At 52.5% G+C, this 26817-nt stretch carries 27 protein-coding genes, 1 tRNA gene and 1 pseudogene; 15 read left to right on the forward strand and 14 right to left on the reverse strand.

All coding sequences use genetic code 11. The annotated features are described in order from the left end of the window. Positions 1 to 64: 64 nt before the first annotated feature. The 5 genes from trxB to infA all read left to right on the forward strand — a co-directional run bounded on the left by trxB (position 65) and on the right by infA (position 5889). The gene (gene trxB, locus OGV69_RS20390; protein WP_003831889.1) at positions 65 to 1033 is read left to right on the forward strand and encodes a thioredoxin-disulfide reductase; all 969 of its coding nucleotides are present in this window, start codon (positions 65 to 67) and stop codon (positions 1031 to 1033) included. Between the two features lie 114 nt (positions 1034 to 1147). Continuing rightward, positions 1148 to 2914, forward strand: coding sequence for a heme ABC transporter permease/ATP-binding protein CydD (gene cydD / locus OGV69_RS20395; RefSeq protein WP_150344853.1), 1767 nt, complete (start codon positions 1148 to 1150; stop codon positions 2912 to 2914). Then, positions 2915 to 4636, forward strand: a complete 1722-nt coding sequence (cydC, locus tag OGV69_RS20400) for a heme ABC transporter ATP-binding protein/permease CydC (RefSeq protein ID WP_069323242.1) — start codon at positions 2915 to 2917, stop codon at positions 4634 to 4636. Positions 4637 to 4680: 44 nt separating this feature from the next. Further along, positions 4681 to 5385 (forward strand): leucyl/phenylalanyl-tRNA--protein transferase, encoded by a 705-nt coding sequence (gene aat / locus OGV69_RS20405; RefSeq protein WP_038639268.1) that lies wholly within the window; start codon positions 4681 to 4683, stop codon positions 5383 to 5385. A gap of 285 nt (positions 5386 to 5670) precedes the next feature. Next, complete coding sequence (infA, locus tag OGV69_RS20415; RefSeq protein WP_002211347.1) at positions 5671 to 5889, forward strand: translation initiation factor IF-1; 219 nt, start codon at positions 5671 to 5673, stop codon at positions 5887 to 5889. Between the two features lie 81 nt (positions 5890 to 5970). Here the strand turns inward: infA and OGV69_RS20420 are convergent, their stop codons facing one another. Beyond that, positions 5971 to 6882 carry a LysR family transcriptional regulator gene (locus OGV69_RS20420; protein ID WP_069323241.1) on the reverse strand — a complete coding sequence of 304 codons (912 nt, stop codon included), beginning with the start codon at positions 6880 to 6882 and terminating at the stop codon, positions 5971 to 5973. Between the two features lie 108 nt (positions 6883 to 6990). Here OGV69_RS20420 and OGV69_RS20425 point away from each other — a divergent pair, with 108 nt between their 5' ends. The 3 genes from OGV69_RS20425 to OGV69_RS20435 all read left to right on the forward strand — a co-directional run bounded on the left by OGV69_RS20425 (position 6991) and on the right by OGV69_RS20435 (position 8781). Further along, positions 6991 to 7851: a pirin family protein gene (locus OGV69_RS20425; protein ID WP_038639258.1), complete on the forward strand. Its 861-nt coding sequence runs from the start codon at positions 6991 to 6993 to the stop codon at positions 7849 to 7851. A 16-nt stretch (positions 7852 to 7867) separates the two neighbouring features. Continuing rightward, positions 7868 to 8545, forward strand: coding sequence for an isochorismatase family protein (locus OGV69_RS20430; RefSeq protein ID WP_032939929.1), 678 nt, complete (start codon positions 7868 to 7870; stop codon positions 8543 to 8545). A gap of 148 nt (positions 8546 to 8693) precedes the next feature. Beyond that, a tRNA-Ser gene (locus tag OGV69_RS20435) sits at positions 8694 to 8781 on the forward strand. 142 nt (positions 8782 to 8923) lie between these two features. Here the strand turns inward: OGV69_RS20435 and rlmC are convergent. From rlmC to OGV69_RS20485, 10 genes and pseudogenes are all read right to left on the reverse strand, one after another. Next, positions 8924 to 10069 (reverse strand): annotated as a pseudogene (gene rlmC / locus OGV69_RS20440) (23S rRNA (uracil(747)-C(5))-methyltransferase RlmC); the annotation flags it as partial. Between the two features lie 166 nt (positions 10070 to 10235). Continuing rightward, positions 10236 to 10724, reverse strand: coding sequence for a YbjO family protein (locus tag OGV69_RS20445; RefSeq protein ID WP_038639250.1), 489 nt, complete (start codon positions 10722 to 10724; stop codon positions 10236 to 10238). A gap of 59 nt (positions 10725 to 10783) precedes the next feature. Further along, positions 10784 to 11629, reverse strand: coding sequence for a putrescine ABC transporter permease PotI (gene potI / locus OGV69_RS20450; protein ID WP_038639247.1), 846 nt, complete (start codon positions 11627 to 11629; stop codon positions 10784 to 10786). Continuing rightward, positions 11626 to 12579 carry a putrescine ABC transporter permease PotH gene (gene potH / locus OGV69_RS20455; RefSeq protein ID WP_069323239.1) on the reverse strand — a complete coding sequence of 318 codons (954 nt, stop codon included), beginning with the start codon at positions 12577 to 12579 and terminating at the stop codon, positions 11626 to 11628. Before potH ends, potI begins: the two co-directional genes overlap by 4 nt. Positions 12580 to 12588: 9 nt before the next feature. Continuing rightward, the gene (gene potG, locus OGV69_RS20460; RefSeq protein ID WP_069323238.1) at positions 12589 to 13722 is read right to left on the reverse strand and encodes a putrescine ABC transporter ATP-binding subunit PotG; all 1134 of its coding nucleotides are present in this window, start codon (positions 13720 to 13722) and stop codon (positions 12589 to 12591) included. A gap of 138 nt (positions 13723 to 13860) precedes the next feature. Beyond that, entirely contained in the window at positions 13861 to 14973 is a 1113-nt protein-coding gene (gene potF / locus OGV69_RS20465) for a spermidine/putrescine ABC transporter substrate-binding protein PotF (RefSeq protein WP_038639239.1), read from the reverse strand. Between the two features lie 433 nt (positions 14974 to 15406). Further along, entirely contained in the window at positions 15407 to 15883 is a 477-nt protein-coding gene (locus OGV69_RS20470; protein WP_038639236.1) for a type III secretion system chaperone family protein, read from the reverse strand. Between the two features lie 90 nt (positions 15884 to 15973). Further along, the gene (gene rimK, locus OGV69_RS20475; RefSeq protein WP_038639233.1) at positions 15974 to 16876 is read right to left on the reverse strand and encodes a 30S ribosomal protein S6--L-glutamate ligase; all 903 of its coding nucleotides are present in this window, start codon (positions 16874 to 16876) and stop codon (positions 15974 to 15976) included. A gap of 57 nt (positions 16877 to 16933) precedes the next feature. After that, the gene (gene nfsA / locus OGV69_RS20480; RefSeq protein WP_069323237.1) at positions 16934 to 17656 is read right to left on the reverse strand and encodes a nitroreductase NfsA; all 723 of its coding nucleotides are present in this window, start codon (positions 17654 to 17656) and stop codon (positions 16934 to 16936) included. Beyond that, on the reverse strand, positions 17640 to 17930 hold the full coding sequence (locus tag OGV69_RS20485) for a YbjC family protein (protein ID WP_069323236.1): 291 nt from the start codon (positions 17928 to 17930) through the stop codon (positions 17640 to 17642). Before OGV69_RS20485 ends, nfsA begins: the two co-directional genes overlap by 17 nt. Positions 17931 to 18103: 173 nt before the next feature. On the opposite strand from OGV69_RS20485, the gene OGV69_RS20490 reads away from it, so the two are divergent. Continuing rightward, on the forward strand, positions 18104 to 18367 hold the full coding sequence (locus OGV69_RS20490) for a GrxA family glutaredoxin (protein ID WP_016152408.1): 264 nt from the start codon (positions 18104 to 18106) through the stop codon (positions 18365 to 18367). A gap of 34 nt (positions 18368 to 18401) precedes the next feature. Here the strand turns inward: OGV69_RS20490 and OGV69_RS20495 are convergent, their stop codons facing one another. Beyond that, positions 18402 to 18782 carry an inner membrane protein YbjM gene (locus OGV69_RS20495; protein ID WP_061388467.1) on the reverse strand — a complete coding sequence of 127 codons (381 nt, stop codon included), beginning with the start codon at positions 18780 to 18782 and terminating at the stop codon, positions 18402 to 18404. A 269-nt stretch (positions 18783 to 19051) separates the two neighbouring features. Here OGV69_RS20495 and OGV69_RS20500 point away from each other — a divergent pair, with 269 nt between their 5' ends. Then, positions 19052 to 20737 carry an aspartate:alanine antiporter gene (locus OGV69_RS20500; RefSeq protein WP_038639225.1) on the forward strand — a complete coding sequence of 562 codons (1686 nt, stop codon included), beginning with the start codon at positions 19052 to 19054 and terminating at the stop codon, positions 20735 to 20737. A gap of 267 nt (positions 20738 to 21004) precedes the next feature. Continuing rightward, on the forward strand, positions 21005 to 21802 hold the full coding sequence (locus OGV69_RS20505) for an SDR family NAD(P)-dependent oxidoreductase (RefSeq protein WP_069323235.1): 798 nt from the start codon (positions 21005 to 21007) through the stop codon (positions 21800 to 21802). A gap of 13 nt (positions 21803 to 21815) precedes the next feature. On the opposite strand, the gene OGV69_RS20510 is transcribed toward OGV69_RS20505, so the two are convergent. Further along, positions 21816 to 22730, reverse strand: a complete 915-nt coding sequence (locus OGV69_RS20510) for a DMT family transporter (RefSeq protein ID WP_069323234.1) — start codon at positions 22728 to 22730, stop codon at positions 21816 to 21818. A 102-nt stretch (positions 22731 to 22832) separates the two neighbouring features. On the opposite strand from OGV69_RS20510, the gene OGV69_RS20515 reads away from it, so the two are divergent. Continuing rightward, complete coding sequence (locus tag OGV69_RS20515) at positions 22833 to 23747, forward strand: LysR family transcriptional regulator (RefSeq protein WP_038639218.1); 915 nt, start codon at positions 22833 to 22835, stop codon at positions 23745 to 23747. A 5-nt stretch (positions 23748 to 23752) separates the two neighbouring features. On the opposite strand, the gene OGV69_RS20520 is transcribed toward OGV69_RS20515, so the two are convergent. Next, entirely contained in the window at positions 23753 to 24301 is a 549-nt protein-coding gene (locus tag OGV69_RS20520) for a TetR/AcrR family transcriptional regulator (RefSeq protein ID WP_069323233.1), read from the reverse strand. Positions 24302 to 24386: 85 nt separating this feature from the next. On the opposite strand from OGV69_RS20520, the gene OGV69_RS20525 reads away from it, so the two are divergent. The 3 genes from OGV69_RS20525 to OGV69_RS20535 all read left to right on the forward strand — a co-directional run bounded on the left by OGV69_RS20525 (position 24387) and on the right by OGV69_RS20535 (position 26800). Beyond that, positions 24387 to 25595: an MFS transporter gene (locus tag OGV69_RS20525; RefSeq protein ID WP_069323232.1), complete on the forward strand. Its 1209-nt coding sequence runs from the start codon at positions 24387 to 24389 to the stop codon at positions 25593 to 25595. Then, positions 25595 to 26410, forward strand: coding sequence for a Cof-type HAD-IIB family hydrolase (locus OGV69_RS20530; RefSeq protein ID WP_069323231.1), 816 nt, complete (start codon positions 25595 to 25597; stop codon positions 26408 to 26410). Before OGV69_RS20525 ends, OGV69_RS20530 begins: the two co-directional genes overlap by 1 nt. Before the next feature lie 108 nt (positions 26411 to 26518). Beyond that, a complete protein-coding gene (locus OGV69_RS20535; RefSeq protein ID WP_038639207.1) occupies positions 26519 to 26800 on the forward strand; it encodes a hypothetical protein in 282 nt (93 codons plus the stop codon). The last annotated feature ends 17 nt before the right edge of the window (positions 26801 to 26817 follow it).

Raw genomic sequence — 26817 nt, forward strand, 5'->3', positions numbered from 1 at the left:
TTTTTTTACGCCTGTAAATTCCCTACAATCCTGCTCATTGCCTGCCAACAACTATGGGGATCTCATGGGCGCAACCAAACACAGTAAACTTCTTATTCTGGGCTCAGGCCCTGCGGGATATACCGCTGCGGTCTACGCTGCACGCGCTAACCTGCAACCGGTACTGATTACCGGTATGGAAAAAGGTGGTCAGTTGACCACAACAACAGAAGTGGAAAACTGGCCTGGCGATCCGCACGATCTTACTGGCCCATTGCTGATGGAACGTATGCACGAACATGCGACCAAATTTGAGACAGAAATCATTTTTGATCACATCAGCAAAGTTGATCTGCAAAACCGTCCTTTCCGTCTGACCGGCGACAGCGGTGAATACACCTGTGACGCATTGATCATCGCCACTGGCGCGTCCGCACGCTACCTGGGCTTGCCTTCAGAGGAAGCATTTAAAGGCCGCGGCGTTTCCGCTTGCGCCACCTGCGACGGTTTCTTCTACCGTAACCAAAAAGTTGCGGTGATCGGCGGTGGCAATACCGCTGTTGAAGAAGCGTTGTATCTGGCAAATATCGCGTCTGAAGTACATTTGATTCACCGTCGCGACAGCTTCCGTGCTGAGAAAATTCTTATCAAGCGGTTGATGGATAAAGTGGAAAACGGCAACATCGTGCTGCATACGCACCGTACGCTGGAAGAAGTGACTGGCGATCAAATGGGCGTAACCGGACTGCGTCTGCGCGATACGCAAAATACTGACAACGTTGAATCACTTGACGTTGCGGGATTGTTTGTCGCCATCGGTCACAGCCCGAATACCGCCATTTTCGACGGTCAGCTCGAACTGGAAAACGGCTACATCAAAGTTCAGTCCGGTATTCACGGCAATGCGACGCAAACCAGCATTCCAGGCGTCTTCGCAGCGGGTGACGTGATGGACCATATTTATCGCCAGGCGATCACTTCTGCTGGCACGGGTTGTATGGCTGCGCTTGACGCAGAACGTTATCTCGACGGTCTGGCAGACGCTTGCAAATAAGTTTTACAAATCAGTAACAAAAGTAAAAAAGGCGACTATAAGTCGCCTTTATTTTTGCCTCGTTGTAACATTGTCCTGCCCAAAAATTCCAATAACTCACCTGCTAAGCGTGCAATGAATAAAACCCGTCAAAAAGAGCTGACCCGCTGGTTAAAACAGCAAAGTGTAATATCCCAACGATGGCTGAACATTTCACGCCTGCTGGGATTCGTGAGCGGCCTGTTAATTGTCGCTCAGGCCTGGCTCATGGCCCGAATTCTGGACCATATGATCATGGGCAATATCCCCCGGGAAGCGCTTCTGCTCCCTTTCATCGTGCTGATTTTGGTTTTCATCCTGCGCGCATGGGTCGTCTGGTTGCGCGAACGCGTCGGGTTTCACGCCGGGCAACATATTCGCTTTGAGATTCGTCGCCAGGTTCTCGATCGCCTGCAACAGGCGGGTCCGGCCTGGATACAGGGTAAACCAGCCGGGAGCTGGGCGACCCTGATCCTCGAGCAGATTGACGATATGCATGATTACTATGCGCGTTATCTGCCGCAAATGGCGCTGGCCGTATGCGTTCCCCTGTTGATTGTGGCGGCCGTTTTTCCGTCAAACTGGGTAGCCGCTCTTATTCTGCTCGGAACCGCCCCGCTAATCCCTCTGTTTATGGCGATGGTCGGTATGGGCGCAGCCGACGCTAACCGCCGCAACTTTCAGGCGCTTGCCCGACTAAGCGGTCATTTTCTCGATCGCCTCCGGGGTATGGAAACGCTGAGAATATTTGGCCGCGGTGAAGCCGAAACAGAAAGTATTCGCGCAGCATCACAGGATTTCCGCCAGCGTACGATGGAAGTCCTGCGCCTGGCATTCCTGTCATCCGGGGTCCTCGAGTTCTTTACGTCGTTGTCTATCGCTCTGGTCGCGGTTTACTTCGGTTTTTCCTACCTCGGCGAGCTCGACTTCGGCCACTACGGTATGGGCGTCACGCTGGCGTCCGGTTTCCTGGCGCTCATTCTGGCACCAGAGTTTTTCCAACCCCTGCGCGATCTCGGGACGTTTTATCACGCCAAAGCGCAAGCCGTTGGAGCAGCAGACAGTCTGAAAACCTTTATGGAAACCCCGCTGGCGCACCCTGAGCGTGGTGAGATTGAGCTGGCGACGAAAGATGCCGTTTCAATTGAGGCTGCTGGTCTGGTCATCACCTCGCCGGAAGGCAAAGTGCTTGCGGGACCGCTCAACTTTACCCTGGCAGCAGGTCAACGTGCGGTAGTGGTAGGACGTAGCGGCTCGGGAAAAAGTTCGCTGCTGAATGTTCTGTCCGGTTTTCTTTCTTATCAGGGATCGCTGCGGATCAATGGTTTTGAACTACGCGACCTGTCGCCTGATTCCTGGCGCAAACAGCTGTCGTGGGTTGGGCAAAACCCGCAGCTTCCTGCCGCCACGTTACGCGAAAACGTACTGCTGGCACGGCCCGATGCCAGTGAAGAACAGCTTCAGGCCGCACTCGACAGCGCCTGGGTGAGCGAGTTTTTACCGCTGCTGCCGCAGGGCGTAGATACGCCAGTCGGCGATCAGGCGGCCCGACTTTCTGTTGGTCAAGCGCAGCGCGTGGCCGTGGCGCGCGCGTTACTTAATCCGTGTCAGTTGCTTCTGCTGGACGAACCCGCAGCCAGCCTTGATGCCCACAGTGAACAACGCGTGATGCAGGCATTGAACGCAGCATCGCGCCGCCAGACCACGCTGATGGTGACGCACCAGCTTGAAGATCTTGCCGACTGGGATGCTATCTGGGTCATGCAGGATGGTCAGATCGTTGAACAAGGTAGCTGGGCTGAACTTAGCGCTGCCAACGGTGCTTTTGCAACACTACTGGCTCATCGTCAGGAGGATATCTAAATGCGCGCTTTGCTACCCTATCTGACGCTGTATAAACGTCACAAATGGATGTTAACGCTGGGCATCGTTCTGGCGATCGTTACGCTGCTGGCCAGTATTGGCTTGCTGACGCTCTCAGGTTGGTTCCTGTCTGCTTCTGCGGTGGTGGGCGTCACTGGAATTTACAGTTTTAACTATATGCTCCCCGCCGCGGGCGTACGTGGTGCGGCAATCACCCGAACCGCAGGCCGTTATTTCGAGCGCCTGGTCAGTCACGACGCCACGTTCCGAGTGCTGCAACACCTGCGGATTTATACCTTCAGCAAGCTGCTACCGCTCTCCCCTGCTGGCCTGTCCCGCTATAGACAAGGTGAATTACTTAACCGCGTCGTCGCTGATGTCGACACGCTCGATCATCTTTATTTACGCGTTCTGTCTCCGCTGGTGGGAGCGTTTGTCGTCATCATGGTGGTCACGCTGGGACTGAGCGTTCTCGATTTCACGCTGGCTGTCACCCTCGGCGGTATTATGCTGCTGACCTTATTCATTCTGCCCCCACTCTTTTATCAGGCCGGTAAAAGTACCGGGCAAAACCTGACGCATTTGCGTGGGCAATATCGTCAGCAATTAACCTCCTGGCTGCAGGGCCAGGCTGAATTAACTATCTTCGGCGCCAGTGAACGCTACCGGGCTCAAATGGAAGCCACCGAATTGCAGTGGCATGAAGCGCAGCGACGTCAGTCCGAATTAACGGCACTGTCGCAGGCGATCATGCTGTTAATCGGCGCGCTGGCGGTGATTATGATGTTATGGATGGCCTCAGGCGACGTGGGCGGAAATACCCAGCCAGGCGCGCTAATCGCGCTGTTTGTCTTCTGTGCGCTGGCTGCGTTTGAGGCATTAGCGCCTGTCACCGGCGCGTTTCAGCATCTCGGCCAGGTTATCGCCTCTGCATTACGCATCACCGAACTGACCGAACAGCAGCCAGAAGTCACCTTCCCGGATACCGAATCTCCGGTTTCTGAGCAGCTCACTCTTACCCTGCGTGAGGTCTCATTCAGCTATCCGGGGCAGACGCAAAAAGCACTCGACACCCTTTCTTTACTGGCAAAACCCGGTGAGCACATCGCTATTTTAGGTCGCACTGGCTGCGGAAAGTCAACGTTGTTACAATTGCTGACCCGCGCATGGGATCCGCAGAGTGGCGAAATCCTGATTAACGATCGACCGCTTTCAGCCCTGAATGAAGCCACATTGCGCCAAATCATCAGCGTCGTGCCACAGCGCGTACATCTGTTTAGCGCTACGCTTCGCGATAACCTGCTGCTGGCAGCTCCGCACGCCAGCGATGAAGCATTATCCGCGATCCTGCGCCGCGTCGGTCTGGAAAAACTGCTTGAAGACGATGGGCTCAACGCCTGGTTGGGCGAAGGCGGTCGTCAGCTTTCCGGCGGCGAGCTCCGCCGTCTGGCTATCGCCCGCGCCTTGCTGCATGATGCCCCGCTGATGCTGCTGGATGAGCCTACCGAAGGGCTTGATGCCACAACAGAAAGCCAAATGCTTGAATTAATTGGCGATGTGATGCGGGATAAAACCGTGCTGATGGTCACACATCGTCTGCGCGGATTGTCGCGTTTTGATCAAATAATAGTGATGGACAACGGACAAATTATTGAGCAAGGTAATCACGCAGATCTGTTAGCCAGGCAGGGGCGTTATTACCAGTTTAAGCAACGTCTGTAAGCTATTATTGAACGATCAAACTCGCGTAGTGGAGTTTCGCTGTCATGCGCCTGGTGCAACTGTCCCGCCATTCTATAGCCTTCCCATCACCGGAAGGCGCTTTACGCGAGCCTAACGGTTTACTGGCGCTGGGAGGCGATCTTAGCCCTGCCCGCCTGTTGATGGCCTACCAGCGCGGTATTTTCCCGTGGTTTTCTCCCGGTGACCCTATTCTCTGGTGGTCACCCGATCCGCGCGCCATTCTTTGGCCTGAGAACTTTCACCTCAGTCGCAGCATGAAACGCTTTCATAAAAATTCGCCTTATCGTGTGACGCTCAACTACGCGTTCGGTCAGGTGATTGAAGGCTGTGCGAACGATCGGGAAGAAGGCACCTGGATCACACACGATGTGGTGGACGCTTACCATCGGCTGCACGAACTGGGACATGCGCACTCAATTGAAGTATGGCGACAAAATGAATTAGTCGGCGGCATGTATGGCGTGGCGCAAGGTACGCTGTTTTGTGGCGAATCAATGTTCAGTCGTCAGGAAAATGCATCCAAGACCGCACTACTTGTTTTTTGCGCGGAATTTATCCGTCAGGGCGGAAAATTAATCGACTGCCAGGTGTTAAATAGCCACACAGCATCCCTGGGCGCCATCGAAACCCCGCGGCGGGAGTACCTTGAGCAGCTGAGCAGACTGCGTCAGCAGCGGCTACCGAGCCATTTCTGGATACCAAGGACGTTATTTTCGCCTCAGGGGTGAATGTTTTCGGCACATTTTTTGTCGGGGTGTTATAATTGTGCCGCAGAGTTGGTTTAGCCCATTACCCCGCCGCCGTTAAGGAACAGTTCGCGCCAGGCAACGCCTATCGTTTATCTCCTCGTTCCCTTATACGTTGCGCTTTACGTGCGGCTTTGCCGTGGGTGGTCAGAGTAATGCGCCAAACCCGATTTGCTGTGTTTTAAACGCACAAATCTTTACTTATTAAAAGAACTTCGGCATTATCTTGCCGGTTCAAATTACGGTAGTGATACCCCAGAGGATTAGATGGCCAAAGAAGACAATATTGAAATGCAGGGTACCGTTCTCGATACGTTACCTAATACCATGTTCCGCGTAGAGTTAGAAAACGGTCACGTGGTTACTGCACACATCTCCGGTAAAATGCGCAAAAACTATATCCGCATCCTGACGGGCGACAAAGTGACTGTTGAGCTGACCCCGTACGACCTGAGCAAAGGCCGCATTGTCTTCCGTAGTCGCTGATTGTTTTCACGCCACCATGATGGCGTCCAGATAATAAAAGGTCGGTTTAACCGGCCTTTTTTATAGGCTGAGGACAGGTATTTAATCCTCAATCATCCGCGCATATTCTTCTGTTAAGAAATCCACCAGGGCGCGTACCGAGGGCAGTAATCCCCGACGAGACGGAAAGACTGCGTGAATAATTTCCCGCTTGGGCTCCCAACCGTCGAGCAATGCCACCAGTTCACCCGCCGCTAATTGCTCTTTCACCATCAGTTGCGGAAGTTGTACAACCCCCACGCCGGCAATCGCGGCTTCACGTAACGCCAGCATATCAGTGGTGATCATTCGCGGCGTGAAATGCACCTCCGCCCGTGCGCCCTGTGGGCCGAATAACTCCCAGCGATGCACATGTTTACCCGATGCCAGACTCAGGCCCGGCCAACGGGTCAATTCCGCCGGGGAGTTAACCGCGCCCATTTGTTCAATTAATCGCGGGCTGGCATATAACCGGTGTCCCCTGTCTGCAAGTACCCGCATCACCAGGTCGCTATCCTCAAATGGACGAGGTCTGACGCGAATCGCCACGTCCAGACCTTCACCGATGACATCAACGCGACGGTTCGTCGCCTCAAGCTGCACGGATACATCGGGATAACGCGCCATAAATCGGGCAAGCATTGGCCCAATATGCACATGCAACAAGGTGACCGGACAAGTCAGCTTCACAACGCCACGCGGCTCAACCTGTAAAGCCGCAATGGCATCCTGCGCCGCCTGCGCTTCCACCAGCATCGCCTTACAGTGCTCGTAAAAGGTTTGTCCGACTTCAGTCACGTTAAACTGCCGGGTGGTTCGCTGAATAAGTCGAACCCCCAACCTCTCTTCAAGTTGCGCAATACGTCGGCTCAGTTTTGATTTCGGTTCATCAAGCGCACGCCCCGCCGCGGCGAAACCACCTTCCTCTACGACATGTACAAACCAAGCAAAATCATTGAGATCCGGCTTTGTCATTTTATTGTCCTATTAATGAGACAGTGAAGACCATTTTAGCGACTACTCAATTCGCTGTCATGAATATAAGCTTATTCACATCAAGATAACGCCACTGAGGAGACACAAATGAAACAAGTAACAGGCGTCTACACCGCACCTCGCCCGCACTGGGTTGGCGATGGATTTCCGGTTCGCTCAATGTTCTCTTACCAGTCTCATGCAGAGCAGTTAAGTCCATTCCTGCTGCTGGATTACGCCGGTCCGCATACGTTCACACCGGGTAACGAAAAGCGCGGCGTCGGCGAACACCCTCACCGTGGTTTTGAAACGGTGACCATCGTTTACAGCGGTGAAGTTGAACATCGTGATTCAACTGGTCGCGGCGGCATTATCGGTCCCGGCGACGTGCAGTGGATGACCGCAGGTGCAGGAATTTTGCACGAAGAATTCCATTCACCGGAATTTACCCGTCGGGGCGGCGAACTGGAAATGGTACAGCTGTGGGTCAACCTGCCGGCAAAAGACAAAATGGCCACGCCGGGTTATCAGAGCATCACCAGCGATGTTATCCCAACGGTTGCTCTCCCTGATGAAGCAGGAAGCGTTCGCGTTATTGCGGGTAGCTACGAGGAAACCAAAGGGCCTGCACATACTTTTTCGCCGCTGAACGTCTGGGATATGCGACTGCAACGTAATCATCAGCTCGCGTTGTCTCAGCCTGAAGGATGGAGCACCGCACTGGTGGTATTGAAAGGCAATATCACCGTAAACGGCACCACGCCAGCCAGCGAAGCGCAACTGGTGGTGCTAAGCCAGCAGGGGAAAACGCTGCACATTGAAGCCACCAGCGATGCCATCGTGCTGCTGCTGTCTGGCGAACCGTTGAACGAGCCAATTGTAGGTTACGGCCCGTTTGTCATGAACACGAAACAAGAAATCGCTGAAGCCGTACGCGATTTTAACTCCGGCCGTTTTGGCCAAATCTGAATCGAAGGAGAAGAATATGTCCAGTCCTGCAAACTTTAATGGTTCACGTCCGGTCATCGATGTGAATGATTCCGTCATGCTGCTTATCGACCATCAGAGCGGGCTTTTCCAGACCGTCGGCGATATGCCAATGCCAGAGCTGCGTGCGCGTGCTGCTGCGCTGGCTAAAATGGCCACCCTGGCGAAAATGCCGGTGATTACCACGGCGTCTGTACCGCAGGGACCTAATGGCCCGCTGATCCCTGAGATCCATGCCAATGCGCCCCACGCCCAATACGTGGCGCGTAAAGGCGAAATCAACGCCTGGGATAACGAAGACTTCGTTAAAGCGGTAAAAGCAACAGGTCGTAAGACGCTGATTATCGCCGGTACGATCACCAGCGTCTGCATGGCTTTCCCGGCCATCAGCGCAGTGGCTGAAGGTTATAAGGTCTTCGCGGTAATCGACGCCTCCGGCACCTACAGCAAAATGGCGCAGGAAATCACCCTGGCTCGCGTGGTTCAGGCTGGCGTCGTGCCGATGGATACCGCTGCCGTCGCTTCTGAAATTCAGGGGACATGGAACCGTGAAGACGCCGCTGAATGGGCTGAAGTGTATACCAAAGTCTTCCCGGCGTATCAGTTGCTGATAGAAAGTTATAGCAAAGCCCAGGAAGTCGTGACCAACGGCGAAAAACTGGACTCTCAGCGTTAATTATATCCTCCGCGCCAGTCCGGGCGGAGGAATATGTACACTGCGTAACCAAACAACAGTGAACATGTAAATTCTGCTTGACCGTTTTAGCGCAACTCCCTATAGTAGCGCCCCGTTGCCCCCAAGCGGTCAGGCAGCAATACAATATGGTGAGGTGTCCGAGTGGCTGAAGGAGCACGCCTGGAAAGTGTGTATACGGCAACGTATCGGGGGTTCGAATCCCCCCCTCACCGCCATATTTTAAGAAGAGCTCGTACGCAAGTACGGGCTTTTTTTTCGCATATTGCATTTGCCGGATGCGGCGCAAGCGCCTTATCCGGCCTACAGTCATGCCCCTCCTCGTAGGCCTGATAAGCGAAGCGCCATCAGGCATATCCGTTATTGTCTGCTGAGTAGCGTTAACACTTCGTAATGCGCGGTATGTGGGAACATGTCGAAAAGCTGAACGCGGTCAATGCGATACCCTGGCAACTCGTGAATATCCTTCGCCATGGTTTGCGCATTGCAGCTTGAATAGACAATAAAACGTGGCGCCATGCGGGAAAGAAAATCGCACAGCGGTTTGCCAATCCCGCGACGCGGTGGGTTCACCAGAACCAGATCGGGTACTTCGTCCTGGGCGGTAGCAAACTGAGTCGAATCCAGCGCCTGAAAACGCAGATTTTGCAACCCAAGCTCCTGCGCCGACTGTTTCGCACAGGTAATCGCCTCTGGCGCGATTTCAATACCTGTCAGTTTCATCTGCGGCGTGGCGCAATGCAGACCAAACCCTCCTACGCCGCAAAACAGATCCCACATATGATTAACCGGAAGCTGGCGCACCCAGTCGCGTGCGGTGGCATATAAATGTCCAGCCACCACTGGGTTGGTCTGGAAAAAGCTCTGCGGACGTATCCACAGCGGCACATCATTAAAGCGTTCCGCCAGCGCCTGTTGTTCGGTGAGGAAGATTTCTGTCTCCCCTTCCATAATCGCCATATGCACCGGTTGAATATTCACAGTGATCACTTTTAACTGTGGCAACCGTTCCTGCAACCACGGTAGCGCTGCACGCAACTGCGCCAGTTTGGCGTCTGAACGCAGGACAAAGCGCAGCATCATACCGCCATCAAACCGGCTTTCCGTTAACAGCAGATATTTAAGCTCCCCGCGTTTACGCGCCACGTTATAGGGCGTTAACCCCGCACGGGCGATAAACGGTTTGAGCGCGGCAAATACGGGCGAAAAAGACGCAGGATAGAGCGGACAATCACACAAATCCTCCGGCGTACCGTCACGATGCAGCATCCCAAGCAGTGGTTTTTCCACGCTGCCGCTGACCACCATTTTGGCTTTATTGCGAAAAGCGCGTTCCGGGCCGCTAACCGGCGCGCGCCACTCCGCCACCGCATGTTCAGCAAGCAGTTGGCGTAAATCGGCCATTTTGGCGGTGAGTTGGTGGGAAACCGGCTGTTCAATCCACTGACAGGAACGACAGCGACCGGCGTCATAGAGTGCGCACTGCATACAAAAACCTTTACGTGATCGAGGGCGGAGATTATATACGTAAAATCATTCGGGATGCATATCAGGCCTGAGCTTTCGTAGGCCTGATAAGACGCGTTTGGGTCGCCATCAGGCAATTGTGCGGCGTCGGTGCCGGATGGCGACCCAAACGCCTTATCCGGCCTACAAACAACACCGACCACATTTACTGCAAACGGAAGAACCGCCGACTGGACGCGGGAACAAACAGTAGCAGCAACACCAGCATATCCGGCAACTTTTGCATCACCAGCGTACGCAGGATCTCACGTCTGGACTCTCCCGCAATGCTGAACAGTTCCGGATAACCATAACCCAACGAGGCCGCCCACAGATAAACGCTGGCGATAATCTGGGTCAACAGATAGACCCAACGCGCCCAGTTACGTCCTTTCACCAGCGAAAATGCGCAGTAGATTTCAATAAACAGCAGCGCCAGGCTGCCCAGAAACACCAGCGTCAAATTCCAGGTCTGCACGCTGCGATGAATAAATTCGCTGGTTCCACGCAACCCTAGCGTATTAAAAATCATCAACAGATCGAGACAGCGGATCATGATAATAGCCAGCGCCGCCACCTGCACCAACGCAGGGACGTTTAAGCGAGCATGTGATGTGGATGATTTCTTAAAAAATCCCAACGCGTCGTCTTCCATGAAAACGGCGCAGCCACCACAGCGGCGCCGTATAGACAGGTTGGCAGATTTTAGTTTTTTCAGCCGCGTCTTGCACGTTGGATATCGCGAATCCGTTGTTTTTCTGTTCGCGCCATCAGATACCACGCGATAAATCCGATGATTCCTACCACGCCAAGAATCAGCGTCGCCAGCGCGTTGATCTCCGGGTTAACCCCCATACGTACGCTGGAGAACACCAGCATCGGTAATGTTGTGGCGCCAGGACCAGAGACAAAGCTGGCGATAACCAGATCATCAAGCGACAACGTGAAGGCCAGTAACCAGCCGGAGATCACCGCAGGCATAATCATCGGCAGCGTGATAACGAAAAAGACCTTCAGCGGCGTGGCGCCAAGATCCATTGCCGCTTCCTCAATGGAGTGATCCAGTTCGCGCAACCGTGAGGAAATCACCACCGCCACGTACGCCGTACAGAAGGTGACGTGCGCCAGCCAGATGGTCAACATACCGCGATCCGCAGGCCAGCCGATGGCATGCGCCAGCGCCACAAACAGCAGCAGCAGTGATAAACCGGTAATGACATCCGGCATAACCAGCGGTGCGGTAATCATAAAAGCAAACCCATTCGATCCGCGAAAACGGCCAAAACGCACCATTACCACGGCGGCTATAGTGCCGAGGATTGCCGCCATCGTCGCCGCACCCGCAGCAATCGTTAAGCTCATGCCAACGGCGCTTATCATCGCGGTATCGTGGAAAAGTTCACCATACCAACGCGTTGACCACCCCGCCCAGACCGTTACCAGCTTCGAACTGTTAAACGAATAGATAACCAGCATCAGCATCGGCGCGTACAGGAAGGTAAAGCCCAGCACCAGGATAAAAATACGCCACGGCGAACGCACGACCGGTAAGTTATTCATCCGTGTTCCCCCATGCTTTTTTGCTGATATTTGTGGAACCACATGATTGGCACAATCAGTAACAGCAGCATAATAATGGCAACGGCAGATGCCACCGGCCAGTCGCGGTTGTTAAAGAACTCCTGCCACAGCACGCGACCAATCATGATGCTATCCGGGCCGCCCAGCAGTTCCGGAATTACAAACTCACCCACAGCCGGGATAAACACCAACATCGATCCGGCGATAATCCCGCCTTTGGTCAATGGCACAATCACGCTAAAGAAGGTTTTCAACGGTCGGGCGCCCAAATCCAGCGCCGCCTCTACCAGCGAATAATCAATACGCGTCAGCGCGGTGTAAATCGGCAGCACCATAAAGGGTAAATAGGCATAAACAATACCGATATAGACTGCCAGATTGGTGTGCAGAATCGTCAATGGTTGATCGATAACGCCCAGCCACATCAGAAAGTTATTCAGTACACCGTTATTTTTCAGGATCCCCATCCAGGCGTACACGCGAATCAAAAACGACGTCCAGGACGGCAGAATCACCAGCAACAACAGAATATTGCGTGTCGAGGGTTTACTGTGTGCGACGGCCCACGCCAGCGGATAGCCCAACAGCAGACAACAGATCGTCGAAATCCCCGCCACCTGCAAAGATTGCAGGTAGGCATCAAAATAGAGCGGATCGTCCGTTAGTTGCAGGAAGTTGGCTAAGTTGAGCGTGATGGATAGCTGATCGTCAGCCCATGAAACGAGGTCAGTATACGGTGGAATAGCCCGCGCCATTTCAGCCAAACTGATTTTGAAGACGATCAGAAACGGCAGAAGAAACAGGAGCAGCAGCCACACATACGGCAGCGCAATCACCAGCTTGCGCCCGTGGTTCATTTGCAGCCGCGACATAAGCAGCGTGAATCGCCCTGCTTTATCCACGCGCGCCGGAGGTTCAAGTGTACTCATCTTCGCTCCTTAAACCGTCAACACCACACAGCTGTCTGCATCCCAGCACAAACGGACCTCGTCACCCCAGGTTGGTAATCCCTTGCGATAACGATGTTCATTTTGTAGCTGAGCGCTCAGCATCTGGCCGCTTTTCAAACGTACGTGATACACCGACAAATCGCCCAGATAGGCAATGTGCACCACTTCACCTACCGCGAAGTTATAACCGTCTGGGGGAGGAGCCTCACAGAGCATGATTTTTTCCGGGCGCAGCGCAACATACACAGGGACGTTATCGACAATAGACGCATCTGCATCTACTTTCAGCGGATGCACCAGTCCAGGAGACTCAATAATCAGCCCATCTTCCTGGCGTTCTTTCAGTAGTCCTTCAAAGACGTTAACCGAACCGATAAACTCGGCGCTATAGCGCGTAGTCGGATGCTCGTAGATCTCTTCCGGTTCGCCGATCTGCACAAATTTTCCGCGGTTCATGATCGCAATGCGCCCTGCCATCGTCATGGCTTCTTCCTGATCGTGCGTTACCATCACGCAGGTCACGCCGACGCGTTCAAGGATATCCACCACTTCCAGTTGCATGCGGTCACGGAGCTTTTTGTCCAGCGCCCCCATCGGTTCATCCAGTAGCAGCAACTTCGGCCGTTTCGCCAGGCTACGCGCCAGCGCCACACGTTGACGCTGACCGCCGGAAAGCTGATGCGGTTTGCGTTTTGCAAATTCCTGCATGTGCACCAGGCCCAGCATCTCATTCACCCGGCTGGCAATTTCAGCTTTTGGCAGCTTGTCCTGCTTGAGGCCAAAGGCAATGTTCTGCTCTACCGTCATGTGCGGAAACAGGGCATAGGATTGAAACATCATATTGATCGGGCGCAGATAAGGCGGGACGTGCGCTAAATCGACGCCATCAAGCATAATTTGCCCGGTTGTCGGCTGTTCAAATCCCGCTAACATGCGCAGCAGAGTCGATTTGCCACAGCCGGATGCGCCGAGCAGGGCAAATATTTCACCTTTGTAGATCGTAAGATTGACGTCATCGACGGCATGTTGCCCGTCGAAAGACTTGGTCAGGTTGCGAATTTCAAGCAGCGGGGTCAGCGCCTTGCGGATTTTCGCGTGTGGGCGTGGGGTTGCATCATTCACTCAGGTGCTCTCCGGCATAAAACAAAGAAACGGTGCAAATAACGCACCACGGTGGTGCGTATTGCCGGGTTAGGTGTGTTTAGGATCAACACTGCCCGGCAGGCATAAATCCTGCCGGGTCATGTCCCAAACATCAGGTTATTTTCCGCTTTTTACCTTCGTCCACGCTCGGGTACGGACACGGTCGATCTTCGGATCCTGTACTTTCAGCGTGAACAGCTTGGCGCGCACATCCGCAGGCGGGTAGATACCAGGGTTATCACGAACTTCCTGACTGACCAGAGCCGTCGCTTCTTTGTTGGCATTGGCATAGAACACGTGGTCGGAAATATGCGCAATCACATCAGGACGCAGCAGGTAGTTGAGGAACTGATAGGCTTCTTCTTTGTTTTTGGCATCGGCTGGCATTGCAAACACGTCAAAGAACGCCATCGCCCCCTCTTTAGGAATTGAGAAAGAGATATTGACGCCATTTTTCGCTTCTTTTGCACGGTTCGCCGCCTGCCATACGTCCCCCGCCCAACCAATTGCTACACAGGTATCTCCGTTTGCCAGGTCGTTAATATATTGCGAAGAGTGGAAATAGCGAATATTCGGACGCAGTTTCAACAGCAGGTCGGTCGCCGGTCCGGTGTAATCATCTGCTTTGGTACTGTTGGGATCTTTACCCAAATAGTTCAGTACGGTAGCAAACACCTCTTCAGGCGCATCAAGGAAAGAGACACCGCAACTTTTGAGTTTTTCCAGATTTTCCGGTTTGAGGATCAGATCCCAGCTATCAACCGGCGCATCTGGCCCCAGCACCGCTTTCACTTTGTCCACGTTATAGCCAATGCCGGTCGTTGCCCACATATACGGCATCGCAAACTTGTTGTCCGGATCGTGTTTACCCACCAGCTTCAGCAGCTCAGGATCGAGGTTTTTCCAGCCCGGTAGTTTGCTCTTATCCAGCGGCTGGAAGACGCCAGCGGTCAGTTGACGTTCGAGGAAACTGGCGGAAGGAACAACCAGGTCAAAACCGGTGCTACCCGCCATGAGCTTACCTTCCAGTACTTCATTGGAATCAAATACGTCATAGATAACTTTAATTCCGGTCTCTTTTTCAAAGTTAGCCACCGTATCCGGAGCAATATAATCAGACCAGTTATAAATATGCAGCGTTTTTTGTTCAGCAGCGAGCGTGCCGGCAGAGATGGACATCAGAGCACCCACAACCAGGCCTGATAACCATTTTTTATTTAAGGCGGTCATAATCTCTTTCCTTCTGAAAGTTCGTTAACAAACGAACAAAAATGTCACACTCTAATGATATGCAAGAAACGTGCATATTCTTTCATGCGGCATCAATGAAAAGAGAGTCCTCTCCCGATGCCGCTATCGCGCGCAGATATCCGCTCACTCATTCACCACGTATTGTAGTCACAGCTCTGGTCACACGGGGCAGTTCGAGAATTGACGTCTATATGCTTCGCAAGAATAACTTTAGCCAGGTTTTGTGGATATAGCCCAGATTAAAAAACGTCTTTTATCAATTTTTTATGCAGGAATTGTCTATGACATAAAGCGGAAGGAGCAGAATGGAAGTGAATAATTCTTTAATAAAAGGTTAAACGCAGAATAAAAACAGGCAGTACGCAACCGCTCTGGTAGCGGCTGCGCAAAATGTGTCCAGATTCAGGGGGAATTAATGGAGGAAATGGACTTCAGCATTGCTGTTTTGCGTATCGTCTTCAGCGTTAAATAACAGCTGATGCGCCCCGGCTTCGAGGATCACCATCGATATCTGCTCTTCGCTCTGGCGAACAAAACACTCAAACTGTTCAAACGTTACGCCCGGCGTAACGGATAAAGACTGGCAAACCACCAGCTTTGGCAGATTATCATCCTGCATATCCAGAAATGCTTTTACCGTCAGCGAACTGGCATTAATCGCGGACAAATCGGCGGCCAGTGGCAGCAGTGCGGAAGGTCTGACTTCCGCCATTGCAGAAAACAGGATGACGTTATCCACCAAATCAACTTTTGCATCAAAGATGCCGTCAAAGTTCTGCATATGAGGTAAATGCAGCGCCTGACAGGTATCGCATTCAAAAAAACTCATGCCCAGGTCGTCGAGCCATTGACGCAACGTATCCAGAGTGGGAACGACCAGTGATGTCATAATAATGTGCGACCTCTATTGATGAAAAAAATACCGGCACAGCTTACGCAAAAAGAGCGTGTCATACCACGATCGCAATCGATATTGTGTTTAGCCGCCGATTTTAAGACAAAATTCAGGCGTAGCATGGCGCTCGATCCACTGGATCATCTTGCCGGCAATGTCTATCCCGGTGGTTTTCTCGACCCCTTCCAGTCCCGGAGAAGCGTTAACCTCCATGACCAGCGGCCCACGTTCTGCACGCAAAATATCCACACCTGCAACATCCAGCCCCATAGTCTGAGCGGCTTTGAGCGCAATTTTTCTTTCGCGCGGCGTGATATTCGCAATAGTGGCAACCCCGCCGCGATGGAGATTAGAACGAAAATCGCCCTCTTTCGCACGGCGTTCAATGGCGGCCACCACCTCGTCTCCCACCACGAAACAGCGAATATCCCGCCCTTGCGCTTCTTTGATATATTCCTGAACCAGAATATGAGCATTCAGCCCACGAAACGCATCCACGACGCTTTCCGCGGCCTGCCGTGTTTCCGCCAGCACCACGCCAATCCCCTGTGTACCTTCAACCAGTTTCACCACCAGCGGCGCGCCGCCGACCATATCAATCATGTCGCTGGTATCGTCCGGGGAGTGAGCAATCCCGGTAATGGGTAAATCGATTCCCTGACGCGCCAGCAACTGCAGCGAACGCAGCTTATCGCGCGCGCGCGTAATCGCTACCGATTCATTTAACGGATAGCTACCCAACATTTCAAACTGACGCAGCGCCGCCGTACCATAAAAGGTAATCGCTGAACCAATCCGTGGGATCACCGCGTCAAAATGAGGAAGCTGGCGGCCCTTGTAATGAATAGATGACGCCGCCGGGCTGATGTTCATATAGCAAGAAAGCGGATCGATAATTTCAACCAGGTGACCGCGCTGCATCGCCGCTTCACGCAGGCGCTTACAAGAATAGAGCGTTCCGTCCCGGGACAAAATGGCAATTTTCACCCTGCACCTCTCAATGACCTGGTAAAAGCAGGCGTATCATACACTGGGTTGAAATCTTTAGCGCGTGGCCCATCCCTGTTTATGCAAATATTCCAGGATAAAGGGACGACTTTCTTTAATGATGGTTCGACGAATGTGATCGCTCCAGGTGTCACGACGCGTATTACTGCCGCGGGTCAGATAGTACTGCGCAAGCTGTTCGTCATACTGCGACAAAACGTCTGTATCAAGCGGCTGATACTGGTTTTCGTGCACAACCAGCGACGCAGGCAGGCGCGGCTTGATATCCGGGTTATCCGCAGGCCAGCCAAGGCACAAACCAAACAGCGGCAGAACGTGCTGAGGCAACTTCAATAATTCCGTGACCGACTCAATATTGTTACGCAACCCACCTATATACACACCGCCAAGTCCCAGCGATTCTGCCGCCGTCAGCGCATTTTGCGCCATCATCGCCGTATCAACCACGCCCAGCAGCAGTTGTTCTGCCAGCCCCAACTGCGCGTCAGGGCAAATCTGCAAATGACGGTTAAAATCAGCGCAAAACACCCAGAATTCAGCAGCCTGCGCCACGTGCTTTTGACCACCAGATAAGGTAGCCAGCGATTCACGCAGGGTTTTATCGGTTATCCGAACAATCGTTGTGCACTGTAAAAAACTGGAGCTTGAGGTGCCCTGAGCGGCGGCAATGATTGCCTCTCGCTGTGCGTCAGAAATAGCTTCATCGGTGAAATGGCGAATGGAACGGTGGCTGCGGATTAAATCAATAGTTGGCGTCATCTCTTTTTTCTCTGTCTGAACGGGAAGAATCGTCGGGAGCGCGCGACAGGAGCTGCGGCGCCAGCAGTTGAGCAATGCGCCACATCAACATCACCGCGGCGGGGAGCATCAGCAGTACGCCCAAAAATATCATCACAACCCAGGCGAGCGGGCTGTTAAGCGGCGCGGGTAAGGTCAGGTAATCGTTAAGCGACAGCAGCGCCAGCGATAACAAAACCATCCCCATTATTTCCAGCATCAATACGCTTTTCGGTAATACACCAATGGTGCGCATAAGCGGTCTCCCGGCGAAATGGCTTTCATTATAAAACGTTCCGGCTCGTCGTGTTTAACAGTTATAGCTTGAGGATATCAAAGCAACAGGCCGAACCTGCTTTCCATCCGTCACAAATCGCGGCATCATAATAAGTATTCGCCATCCGGCCTGATAAGTTCGAGGAGAGAGAGATGTTTGCCGTTATTTTTGGTCGTCCAGGGTGCCCGTATTGCGTGCGCGCAAAAGAATTAGCAGAAAAATTAAGCAATGAGCATGACGATTTTAACTTCCGCTACATTGATATTCATGCCGAAGGTATTACGAAAGCCGATCTGGAAAAGACGGTAGGTAAGCCAGTAGAAACCGTTCCGCAAATTTTTGTTGATCAAAAACACATCGGCGGCTGCACGGATTTTGAGGCGTGGGCAAAAGAGAATATGAATCTGTTCGCCTGACAGCTGTTTCTACGCCCTCCGCGGGAGGGCGTGATCAGTTCTTTTTCCGTCGTTGATGCTGATTGAACAAGCTACTGATAAACAAAAAACACAATGCGCCAAGCGCGCACCAAAACACCGCACTGAATAACCACGCCAGTTCTTGCCACAATGAACGCGTCGGCATAAAAACGAACCGCATTAGCAACAGACAGCATGGCGCCGCCAACATTGCACCAAGAAGAGGTCTGAGCACCTCCCGACGGTGGGAGAAAAAGCTTGCTGCAGCACCAGGCAAGATAAAAAACAACAACCCGACCTCAGGATGCCCTGCCGCTCTGAATGCCCCTTTCACGTTTAGCGTTAATGAAAGACACACCACAATAAAGAGCACAAAGCAGCAGATCGCCCCCGCCCAACTTTGCTTATGTTTCAATCGTTCCTCCTGACACATTCTCTATCGAACACTCTTTTCGCCCGCAGGCGTCCAGTCAGATAAAGTAACTCGGCATTCCATGCCAAAAACACACCCACACGATTCTTATAGCCGTTGATACGTAATGAGATTAAACTATCCGCATATATTGTTATGCTGCATTAATCGGGGCTGTGTGCGGTGCTGTCGCCCCTTAATTTCTGGCAAAAACATTAGCGTAAATTGCCATTTTTTTCAATAGCTTACTAGTAAACAAGAAGTTAGCCTCAGTGAATATAAACGTCGCAGATTTGTTAAATGGGAATTACATCCTGTTATTATTTGTGGTCCTGGCTCTGGGCCTCTGCCTGGGTAAATTACGCCTGGGTTCAGTCCAACTCGGTAATTCCATTGGCGTTTTAGTGGTGTCCCTATTATTAGGTCAGCAGCACTTTAGTATTAACACCGATGCATTAAATCTCGGCTTTATGCTGTTTATTTTTTGTGTCGGCGTCGAAGCCGGCCCCAACTTTTTTTCGATTTTTTTTCGCGATGGGAAAAATTATCTAATGCTTGCTCTGGTGATGGTCGGTAGCGCAATGCTGATCGCCCTGGGGCTGGGTAAGCTATTTGGCTGGGACATCGGCCTGACGGCGGGTATGCTGGCTGGTTCGATGACCTCCACGCCGGTGCTGGTCGGCGCAGGCGATACCTTGCGCCATTCCGGAATGGCAGGCGCGCAGCTTTCCACTGCCCTTGATAACCTGAGTCTGGGTTACGCCCTCACCTATTTGATTGGACTGGTCAGTCTGATTGTCGGTGCGCGCTACCTGCCGAAACTTCAGCATCAGGACCTGCAAACCAGCGCCCAACAAATTGCGCGTGAACGAGGTCTGGACACTGACGCCAACCGTAAGGTTTATCTGCCAGTGATCCGCGCCTACCGCGTGGGCCCGGAGCTGGTAGCATGGGCTGATGGTAAGAACCTGCGCGAGTTAGGTATTTATCGTCAGACCGGCTGTTACATTGAACGCATCCGCCGCAACGGCATCCTGGCTAACCCGGACGGTGACGCAGTGCTGCAAATGGGCGACGAAATAGCCTTAGTAGGTTATCCAGACGCGCATGCCCGCCTCGATCCCAGTTTCCGTAACGGCAAAGAAGTGTTCGATCGCGATCTGCTCGATATGCGTATCGTCACGGAAGAGATTGTGGTGAAAAACCACAATGCCGTTGGCCGTCGCCTGGCCCAGTTGAAACTGACCGACCACGGCTGTTTCCTCAACCGCGTGATCCGCAGCCAGATCGAAATGCCTATTGATGACAACGTCGTGCTCAATAAAGGTGACGTGTTGCAGGTGAGCGGTGATGCCCGTCGCGTTAAAACGATCGCAGATCGTATCGGCTTCATTTCCATTCACAGTCAGGTGACCGATCTGTTGGCCTTCTGCGCCTTCTTTATCATTGGTCTGATGATTGGAATGATCACCTTCCAGTTCAGCAATTTCAGCTTCGGCATCGGGAATGCAGCTGGATTACTGTTCGCCGGGATTATGCTGGGCTTCCTGCGTGCCAACCATCCTACGTTTGGCTATATCCCGCAGGGCGCGCTGAACATGGTGAAAGAGTTTGGTTTGATGGTATTCATGGCAGGCGTCGGTTTAAGCGCGGGTAGCGGCATTGGCAATGGCCTTGGCGCCGTGGGTGGTCAAATGCTGATTGCCGGTCTGATTGTAAGCCTGGTTCCGGTTGTTATTTGTTTCTTGTTTGGCGCTTACGTATTGCGCATGAACCGCGCCCTGCTGTTTGGCGCCATGATGGGCGCGCGTACCTGCGCTCCGGCAATGGAAATCATCAGCGACACGGCCCGCAGCAACATCCCGGCATTAGGCTATGCTGGCACCTACGCCATTGCCAACGTTCTGCTGACCCTGGCGGGAACACTCATCGTCATCGTCTGGCCTGGCCTTGGTTAGCACTGAAAATTACCCTTAAAAGAAAATTTTTTGCAGTTCAGCAGAACTTTTCTTCAAGGTGTCAGTCATAACTATTGCCACTGCTTTTCTTTGATGTCCCCAATTTGTGGAGCCCATCAACCCCGCCGTTTTGGTTCAAGGTTGATGGGTTTTTTGTTGCCTGAAATTTGCTATCCCCCCTTCTCCCCGTAATTCCTCCCCAAATTTGCAGCACGCCGGTTATGGCACATACTTTTAATCGGTGCTTAAAGGTGACGGGAGTTTACTATGTGGCTTACTGGAAAGGTTGCGGTGATCTTCGGCGGCAGCGGTGCTATTGGTAGCGCGGTTGCACAGGCGATGGCACGCGAAGGTGCCCATGTATGCCTGGGCGCGCGCTGTCAGGAAAAGCTTGATTGGGCGGCCAGTCACCTGCGAATGGCGGGGGGTACCGTCGATACGTTTATCACCGATGTGCTCGACGAGCACGACACCTCAACACAAGTTACCCGCCTGGTACAGCAAACCGGTGGAATTGATGTGGTGGTTAACGCGACCGGCTTTATGCATGAACAGGGCAAGCGCATCGACGCATTATCCCTCTCTGAGTTTATGAGCGGTATCACCCCTTTCCTTGCGGCGCAGTTCAATATCGCAAAAGCCGTAACACCGCACATGGGCGGCGATCGAGCAGGCGTCATTCTCACCATCGTTGCGCCCGCCGCCCCGATGGCGATGCCCGGGCATCTCGGCCATATCGTCGGCTGTGCAGGAACAGAAGCGTTTATTAAAGCGCTTGCCAGCGAGACGGGACCAAAAAACATTCGTGTCGTCGGCGTGCGCTCGCATGCGATTGCGGACGCGGTAGCGGCCGGTTCCTATACCGGGGAGATTTTCACCGCGAAAGCACAGTCAATGGGTTTAACCGTCGAACAATGGTTAGGCGGTGCGGCACAAGGCACCATGATCGGACGCCTGCCTACGCTGGCACAAATCGCTGAGATTACAACCTTTCTGGCTTCAGACCATGCCGGAGCAATAACCGCCACAGTGGTAAATATTACCGGGGGCGCAACTGTAAGCTAATTTACTCGCTTTTTTACGCCGCGCGCTGCTGCGAGCCTTTTTTTGCACTCGGGCGGGAACACAATGCTATACCGAACATAATAACCAACGCGCTTACCAGATGATATGAATGCAGAGTGACGTGCAAAAATATAACGCTAAATAATCCGCCACTCAGTGGGATCAAGTGTGAATATATCTCTCCGCGGGTTGCGCCAATGGCACTAATCCCTTTGTTCCATAACAAATATGACAGCCAGGAAGGAAAAATAACAAGGTATGCCAGCCCAGTAATAACACCTGTATTGGTATAGCTATCCCAGCCCGGCATACCATTGCGCATCAGCGCCACAGCCAGTACCGGAATAAGCACCATCGCACCGAGCAGCGCGCTCACGGCGACAAAGGCGTTTCCCTTCACCTCACGCGGTTTAATGCGCAAAAAAGCACAATAAACAGCCCAACTTACCGCCGACCCCATGGTCCAGACATCGCCCTGATTCAGATGTGCAAATACCCGCGCGTGTATCATATCGCCCTGCGACACCAGCCAGATAACACCAACAGTACTCAGGATCACACCGGCTATATTTCGCGCAGAAATCCGTTCTTTAAAAAAGAACTTATTGATTAACAGAACGAGCGCCGGGGTGGTGGACATATAAATCGCCGCATTGAGCGAGGTTGTATATTGCAGGCCGATATACAGCGTTAAGGGAAAAAGAACCTGACCACAAAGCGCGAGGAAGACGATAGTACCAAAGGATTTTTTCATCACCGGCCATTGCTCTGCGACCTGACGAAAATAGAGCGCCATCAATAATAACGCGGTAAATATCCAGCGTGCCGCTGATAAAACAATGGGATCAACTTCAGCGACCAATAGATGACCAATCACATAATTTCCACCCCAAAAACAGGCGGCCAGACTGAGTAAAAGATAGGGCATATATGCGCCTTATTGTCAGTTGTACGGTATGACCACAAGGCTACGGCGGCGTGAGAATGAATGCTAATATAACGTTTTTATCCATGTGCATAGATTAAAACTATGAAATTTACGCTAAGGCAACTTGAGTTTTACATCGCGCTTGCAGAAACATTACAAATTTCCAAAGCTGCTGCGCGCTGTCATATTTCTCAGTCATCAATGACTATTGCCATGCGGAATCTGGAAGAAGCATTAGACGTGCAGCTATTTGTACGTTACCCCAAAGGGGTGAAGCTCACCGCCGAGGGCGAGCGCTTTCTGGCACATGCCTGCAACATCATCAACAGTAGCCACTCGGCTGTTGACGACCTGCATGACAGGAGTGAAATTCTTACCGGCACGGTGCGCATAGGCATTGCCGAAACGCTCTCTGCTTATCTTATCCCGGATATACTCAACGATATTGAACGACGTTTTCCTTTGCTGGAGATCGTGTTTTATGAAGCTACAGCACCGGAACTGGTACAGGCGCTACGGGAACACAAGGTCGATTTTTGTCTGCTTCTGACCTCAAACATCAGCCATGATAACGACCTGGAGATCGAAACATTTATTCGTTCACAGCGCCGCCTGTGGACGTCTATTGGGCATCCGCTACAGAGCAAATCTTCGATCCGTTTAAAAGACGTCGAGAAGCTTCCATTTTTACTGCTGGAAACCGATAAGTACCCTGACGTAATCATCGATTACTGGCAGCAGCGTGGTTATACGCCCAATATCAGTTTTCGCAGCAACTCTTTTGAAGCCATAAGAAGCCTGGTTGCAAAAGGCAGAGGCATAACCATTTTATCCGACCTGGTGTATCGCCCGTGGTCACTGGATGGTCTGCGCGTTATGCACAGAACGATTGATGATTTTATTACTTATATGGATGTCGGGACGGTAAAAATAGCCGCCCGACCATTGACGCCAGCGGCGATGAAAGTCATCGATTTTTTACGTCAGGCCGTTACCCGCCTCGACAAACCATTTTGATAATGTTATCTCTGCGGCAATCCGGCAATACGCTCCACCATCACCAGAATATCCTCCCGCGACAGCGGTTTTTTGTCGGTGACAAAATGCAGCGTCATTCCTTCGAGAAATGCATCCAGCGCCCGCGCAGTTACCGGTTCAAACCATTGTTCCAGCGTTTGTTGACTGCGTAACATCCAGTTTTGCATCACCATTTTCAACGTCGGTTTGCGACTGGCGAAAGCATACAGCTGGTACATAAGTTCCATATTATCGGGCGTCGTAACCTGGGAGCTGTAAATCATCTCGGTAATGGCATGGCAGGCTGCCTGCGCATCCGCAACGTCGGCAAAAAAAGCCTGATACTGCTGAGACATTGTGTCAGTAAAGCGCCCGAACGCCTCCATTAAAAGCTCATCTATTCCTGAGAAATAATAGGTCATTGAACCCAGCGGCACCCCGGCAATCATGGCGATTTTTCGGTGCGTAACCCCATGGACACCGTAGGCGATTACCGCCTCCAGGGTGGCCTGAACTATCTTTTCCCGCCGTAGCGGATCGTTCGCGCGTCGCACTGCATTTCCTCTCCTTGCATTTGTGTACAAATGTACACAGTCTTGCTAATGTTGTCTTCTTCCCTCTTTTCTTTGGCTCGAATTCATGACTGGCACCTCACCACGCAAAGCCTTAAGACGTCGCACCTGGGCGCTTTTCACGTTTTTCTTTTTACCCGGATTACTAATGGCTTCCTGGGCAACGCGTACTCCTGCCATCCGAGATATCCTCTCCATCTCCACCGCCGAAATGGGCGCGGTATTGTTTGGACTCTCTGTTGGTTCGATGAGTGGCATTCTTTGTTCGGCCTGGCTGGTGAAACGATTTGGCACGCGTAAAGTGATCCGCACCACCATGTCCTGTGCAGTCCTCGGGATGGCTATCCTCAGCGCGGCGCTCTGGTTGCATTCCGCATGGCTTTTCGCGTTTGGCCTGAGCGTGTTTGGCGCCAGCTTTGGCGCGGCGGAAGTCGCCATCAACGTCGAAGGCGCGGCAGTTGAGCGCGAAATGAACAAAACCGTGCTGCCGATGATGCATGGTTTTTACAGTCTGGGAACGCTGGCAGGAGCCGGGGTCGGGATGATGCTTACCGCCCTCAGCGTTCCAGCGACTTTACATATTTTACTGGCGGCAATGGTGGCAATCACTCCTATCTTTATCGCCATCAAGGCCATTCCAGACGGCACGGGCAAGAATGCCTCTGACGGCGCTCACTCCAGCGAAAAAGGCGTGCCTTTTTATCGCGACATTCAGTTGCTGCTGATTGGCGTCGTAGTGCTGGCAATGGCGTTTGCTGAAGGTTCGGCCAACGACTGGCTGCCACTGCTAATGGTGGATGGCCACGGGTTTAGCCCGACATCAGGCTCGCTGATTTATGCTGGTTTTACGCTGGGGATGACCGTGGGTCGATTCACCGGCGGCTGGTTCATCGACCGCTACAGCCGCGTCGCGGTAGTGCGTGCCAGCGCGCTGATGGGTGCGCTTGGCATCAGTCTGATTATTTTTGTCGATAGCACATGGGTAGCAGGTGTTTCCGTTATTCTCTGGGGGCTTGGCGCATCGCTCGGCTTCCCGCTGACCATTTCAGCCGCCAGCGACACCGGTCCCGATGCGCCAACCCGCGTCAGCGTTGTGGCGACCACCGGCTACCTGGCGTTCCTGGTAGGGCCGCCGCTGCTCGGCTATCTGGGTGAACACTACGGCCTGCGCAGCGCTATGCTGGTGGTGCTGGCGCTGGTGCTTATCGCCGCCATCGTCGCGAAAGCGGTGGCGAAACCGGATCTCAAAAATCCCCCTGTGATGGAGAACAGCTAATGAGCATCAAATTAATTGCGGTCGACATGGACGGCACTTTTTTAAGCGACCAAAAAACCTATAACCGTGAGCGGTTTATGGCGCAATACCAGCAGATGAAAAAACAAGGCATCCGTTTTGTCGTCGCCAGCGGCAACCAGTATTACCAGCTCATCTCCTTTTTCCCTGAACTGGCCAATGAAATCTCATTTGTCGCTGAAAACGGCGGTTGGGTAGTCAGTGAAGGGAAAGATATTTTTAACGGTGAACTGGCAAAAGACGATTTCAGGGCCATCGTGGATCATCTGTTGACCCGTACGGACATCGACATTATCGCCTGCGGTAAAAACAGCGCCTATACGCTCAAAAAATACAGCGATGAGCATAAATCCGTTTCCGCCATGTACTATCATCGTCTTGAATTTGTAGATAATTTTGACAACCTCAACGACGTTTTTTTCAAATTCGGGCTGAATATTTCAGACGACCGTATCCCGCAGGTGCAGGCCGATCTCCATGAGGCAATTGGCGATATCATGGTACCGGTGCATACCGGCTACGGCAGCATCGATTTAATTATTCCAGGTGTGCATAAGGCAAACGGTCTGCGCCTGCTGCAACAACGCTGGAATATTAGCGACGACGAGGTTGTTGTGTTTGGCGATGGCGGAAATGATATTGAGATGCTGCGTCAGGCGGGATTTAGTTTCGCAATGGCCAACGCTCACGAACCGGTTGTCCAGGCGGCAAAATATCGCGCGGGATCGAACAATGAAGAGGGTGTGCTGGATGTTATCGACCGCGTATTAAAAAACGAAGCGCCGTTTACGCATTAACACCTCAGCACAGACGGCAACAAAATGATGATATGATCTATTCATAATCCGCCTCAAATTAACTCCACTGGATTATTACCTCCGGTGATTACTTCAGGCGAGCGGATCATGAAGAAAAGTGTACTGATGGCAACATTGTTGCTGGGCTTTACCGGAACAGCATTTGCGCAAAGCGTTACCGTGGATGTACCAAGCGGTTATAAAGTGGTGGTCGTGCCCTCTTCCGTCAGCGTTCCGCAGGCGGTCAGCGTGACGACCGCGCCGCAAACGGTGTATGTTGCCCCGGCACCTGCCCCGGCCCCTGTCTATCGCGCGCATCCTTATGCGCGACATGTTGCCAGCGTAGGTGAAGGGATGATCATCGAACATCAGATTGACGATCACCACTAAGTTTTGCGAAGCCCGGG

This window comes from Citrobacter sp. Cc139 (assembly GCF_030334645.1).
GTDB lineage: Bacteria > Pseudomonadota > Gammaproteobacteria > Enterobacterales > Enterobacteriaceae > Citrobacter > Citrobacter werkmanii.

Excerpts from the sequence above, each read along its gene's own strand:
- trxB (WP_003831889.1), top strand. The coding sequence starts at position 65 with ATGGGCGCAACCAAACACAGTAAACTTCTTATTCTGGGCTCAGGCCCT.
- cydD (WP_150344853.1), top strand. The coding sequence starts at position 1,148 with ATGAATAAAACCCGTCAAAAAGAGCTGACCCGCTGGTTAAAACAGCAA.
- cydC (WP_069323242.1), top strand. The coding sequence starts at position 2,915 with ATGCGCGCTTTGCTACCCTATCTGACGCTGTATAAACGTCACAAATGG.
- aat (WP_038639268.1), top strand. The coding sequence starts at position 4,681 with ATGCGCCTGGTGCAACTGTCCCGCCATTCTATAGCCTTCCCATCACCG.
- infA (WP_002211347.1), top strand. The coding sequence starts at position 5,671 with ATGGCCAAAGAAGACAATATTGAAATGCAGGGTACCGTTCTCGATACG.
- OGV69_RS20420 (WP_069323241.1), bottom strand. The coding sequence starts at position 6,882 with ATGACAAAGCCGGATCTCAATGATTTTGCTTGGTTTGTACATGTCGTA.
- OGV69_RS20425 (WP_038639258.1), top strand. The coding sequence starts at position 6,991 with ATGAAACAAGTAACAGGCGTCTACACCGCACCTCGCCCGCACTGGGTT.
- OGV69_RS20430 (WP_032939929.1), top strand. The coding sequence starts at position 7,868 with ATGTCCAGTCCTGCAAACTTTAATGGTTCACGTCCGGTCATCGATGTG.
- OGV69_RS20445 (WP_038639250.1), bottom strand. The coding sequence starts at position 10,724 with ATGGAAGACGACGCGTTGGGATTTTTTAAGAAATCATCCACATCACAT.
- potI (WP_038639247.1), bottom strand. The coding sequence starts at position 11,629 with ATGAATAACTTACCGGTCGTGCGTTCGCCGTGGCGTATTTTTATCCTG.
- potH (WP_069323239.1), bottom strand. The coding sequence starts at position 12,579 with ATGAGTACACTTGAACCTCCGGCGCGCGTGGATAAAGCAGGGCGATTC.
- potF (WP_038639239.1), bottom strand. The coding sequence starts at position 14,973 with ATGACCGCCTTAAATAAAAAATGGTTATCAGGCCTGGTTGTGGGTGCT.
- OGV69_RS20470 (WP_038639236.1), bottom strand. The coding sequence starts at position 15,883 with ATGACATCACTGGTCGTTCCCACTCTGGATACGTTGCGTCAATGGCTC.
- nfsA (WP_069323237.1), bottom strand. The coding sequence starts at position 17,656 with ATGACGCCAACTATTGATTTAATCCGCAGCCACCGTTCCATTCGCCAT.
- OGV69_RS20485 (WP_069323236.1), bottom strand. The coding sequence starts at position 17,930 with ATGCGCACCATTGGTGTATTACCGAAAAGCGTATTGATGCTGGAAATA.
- OGV69_RS20490 (WP_016152408.1), top strand. The coding sequence starts at position 18,104 with ATGTTTGCCGTTATTTTTGGTCGTCCAGGGTGCCCGTATTGCGTGCGC.
- OGV69_RS20505 (WP_069323235.1), top strand. The coding sequence starts at position 21,005 with ATGTGGCTTACTGGAAAGGTTGCGGTGATCTTCGGCGGCAGCGGTGCT.
- OGV69_RS20510 (WP_069323234.1), bottom strand. The coding sequence starts at position 22,730 with ATGCCCTATCTTTTACTCAGTCTGGCCGCCTGTTTTTGGGGTGGAAAT.
- OGV69_RS20515 (WP_038639218.1), top strand. The coding sequence starts at position 22,833 with ATGAAATTTACGCTAAGGCAACTTGAGTTTTACATCGCGCTTGCAGAA.
- OGV69_RS20525 (WP_069323232.1), top strand. The coding sequence starts at position 24,387 with ATGACTGGCACCTCACCACGCAAAGCCTTAAGACGTCGCACCTGGGCG.
- OGV69_RS20530 (WP_069323231.1), top strand. The coding sequence starts at position 25,595 with ATGAGCATCAAATTAATTGCGGTCGACATGGACGGCACTTTTTTAAGC.
- OGV69_RS20535 (WP_038639207.1), top strand. The coding sequence starts at position 26,519 with ATGAAGAAAAGTGTACTGATGGCAACATTGTTGCTGGGCTTTACCGGA.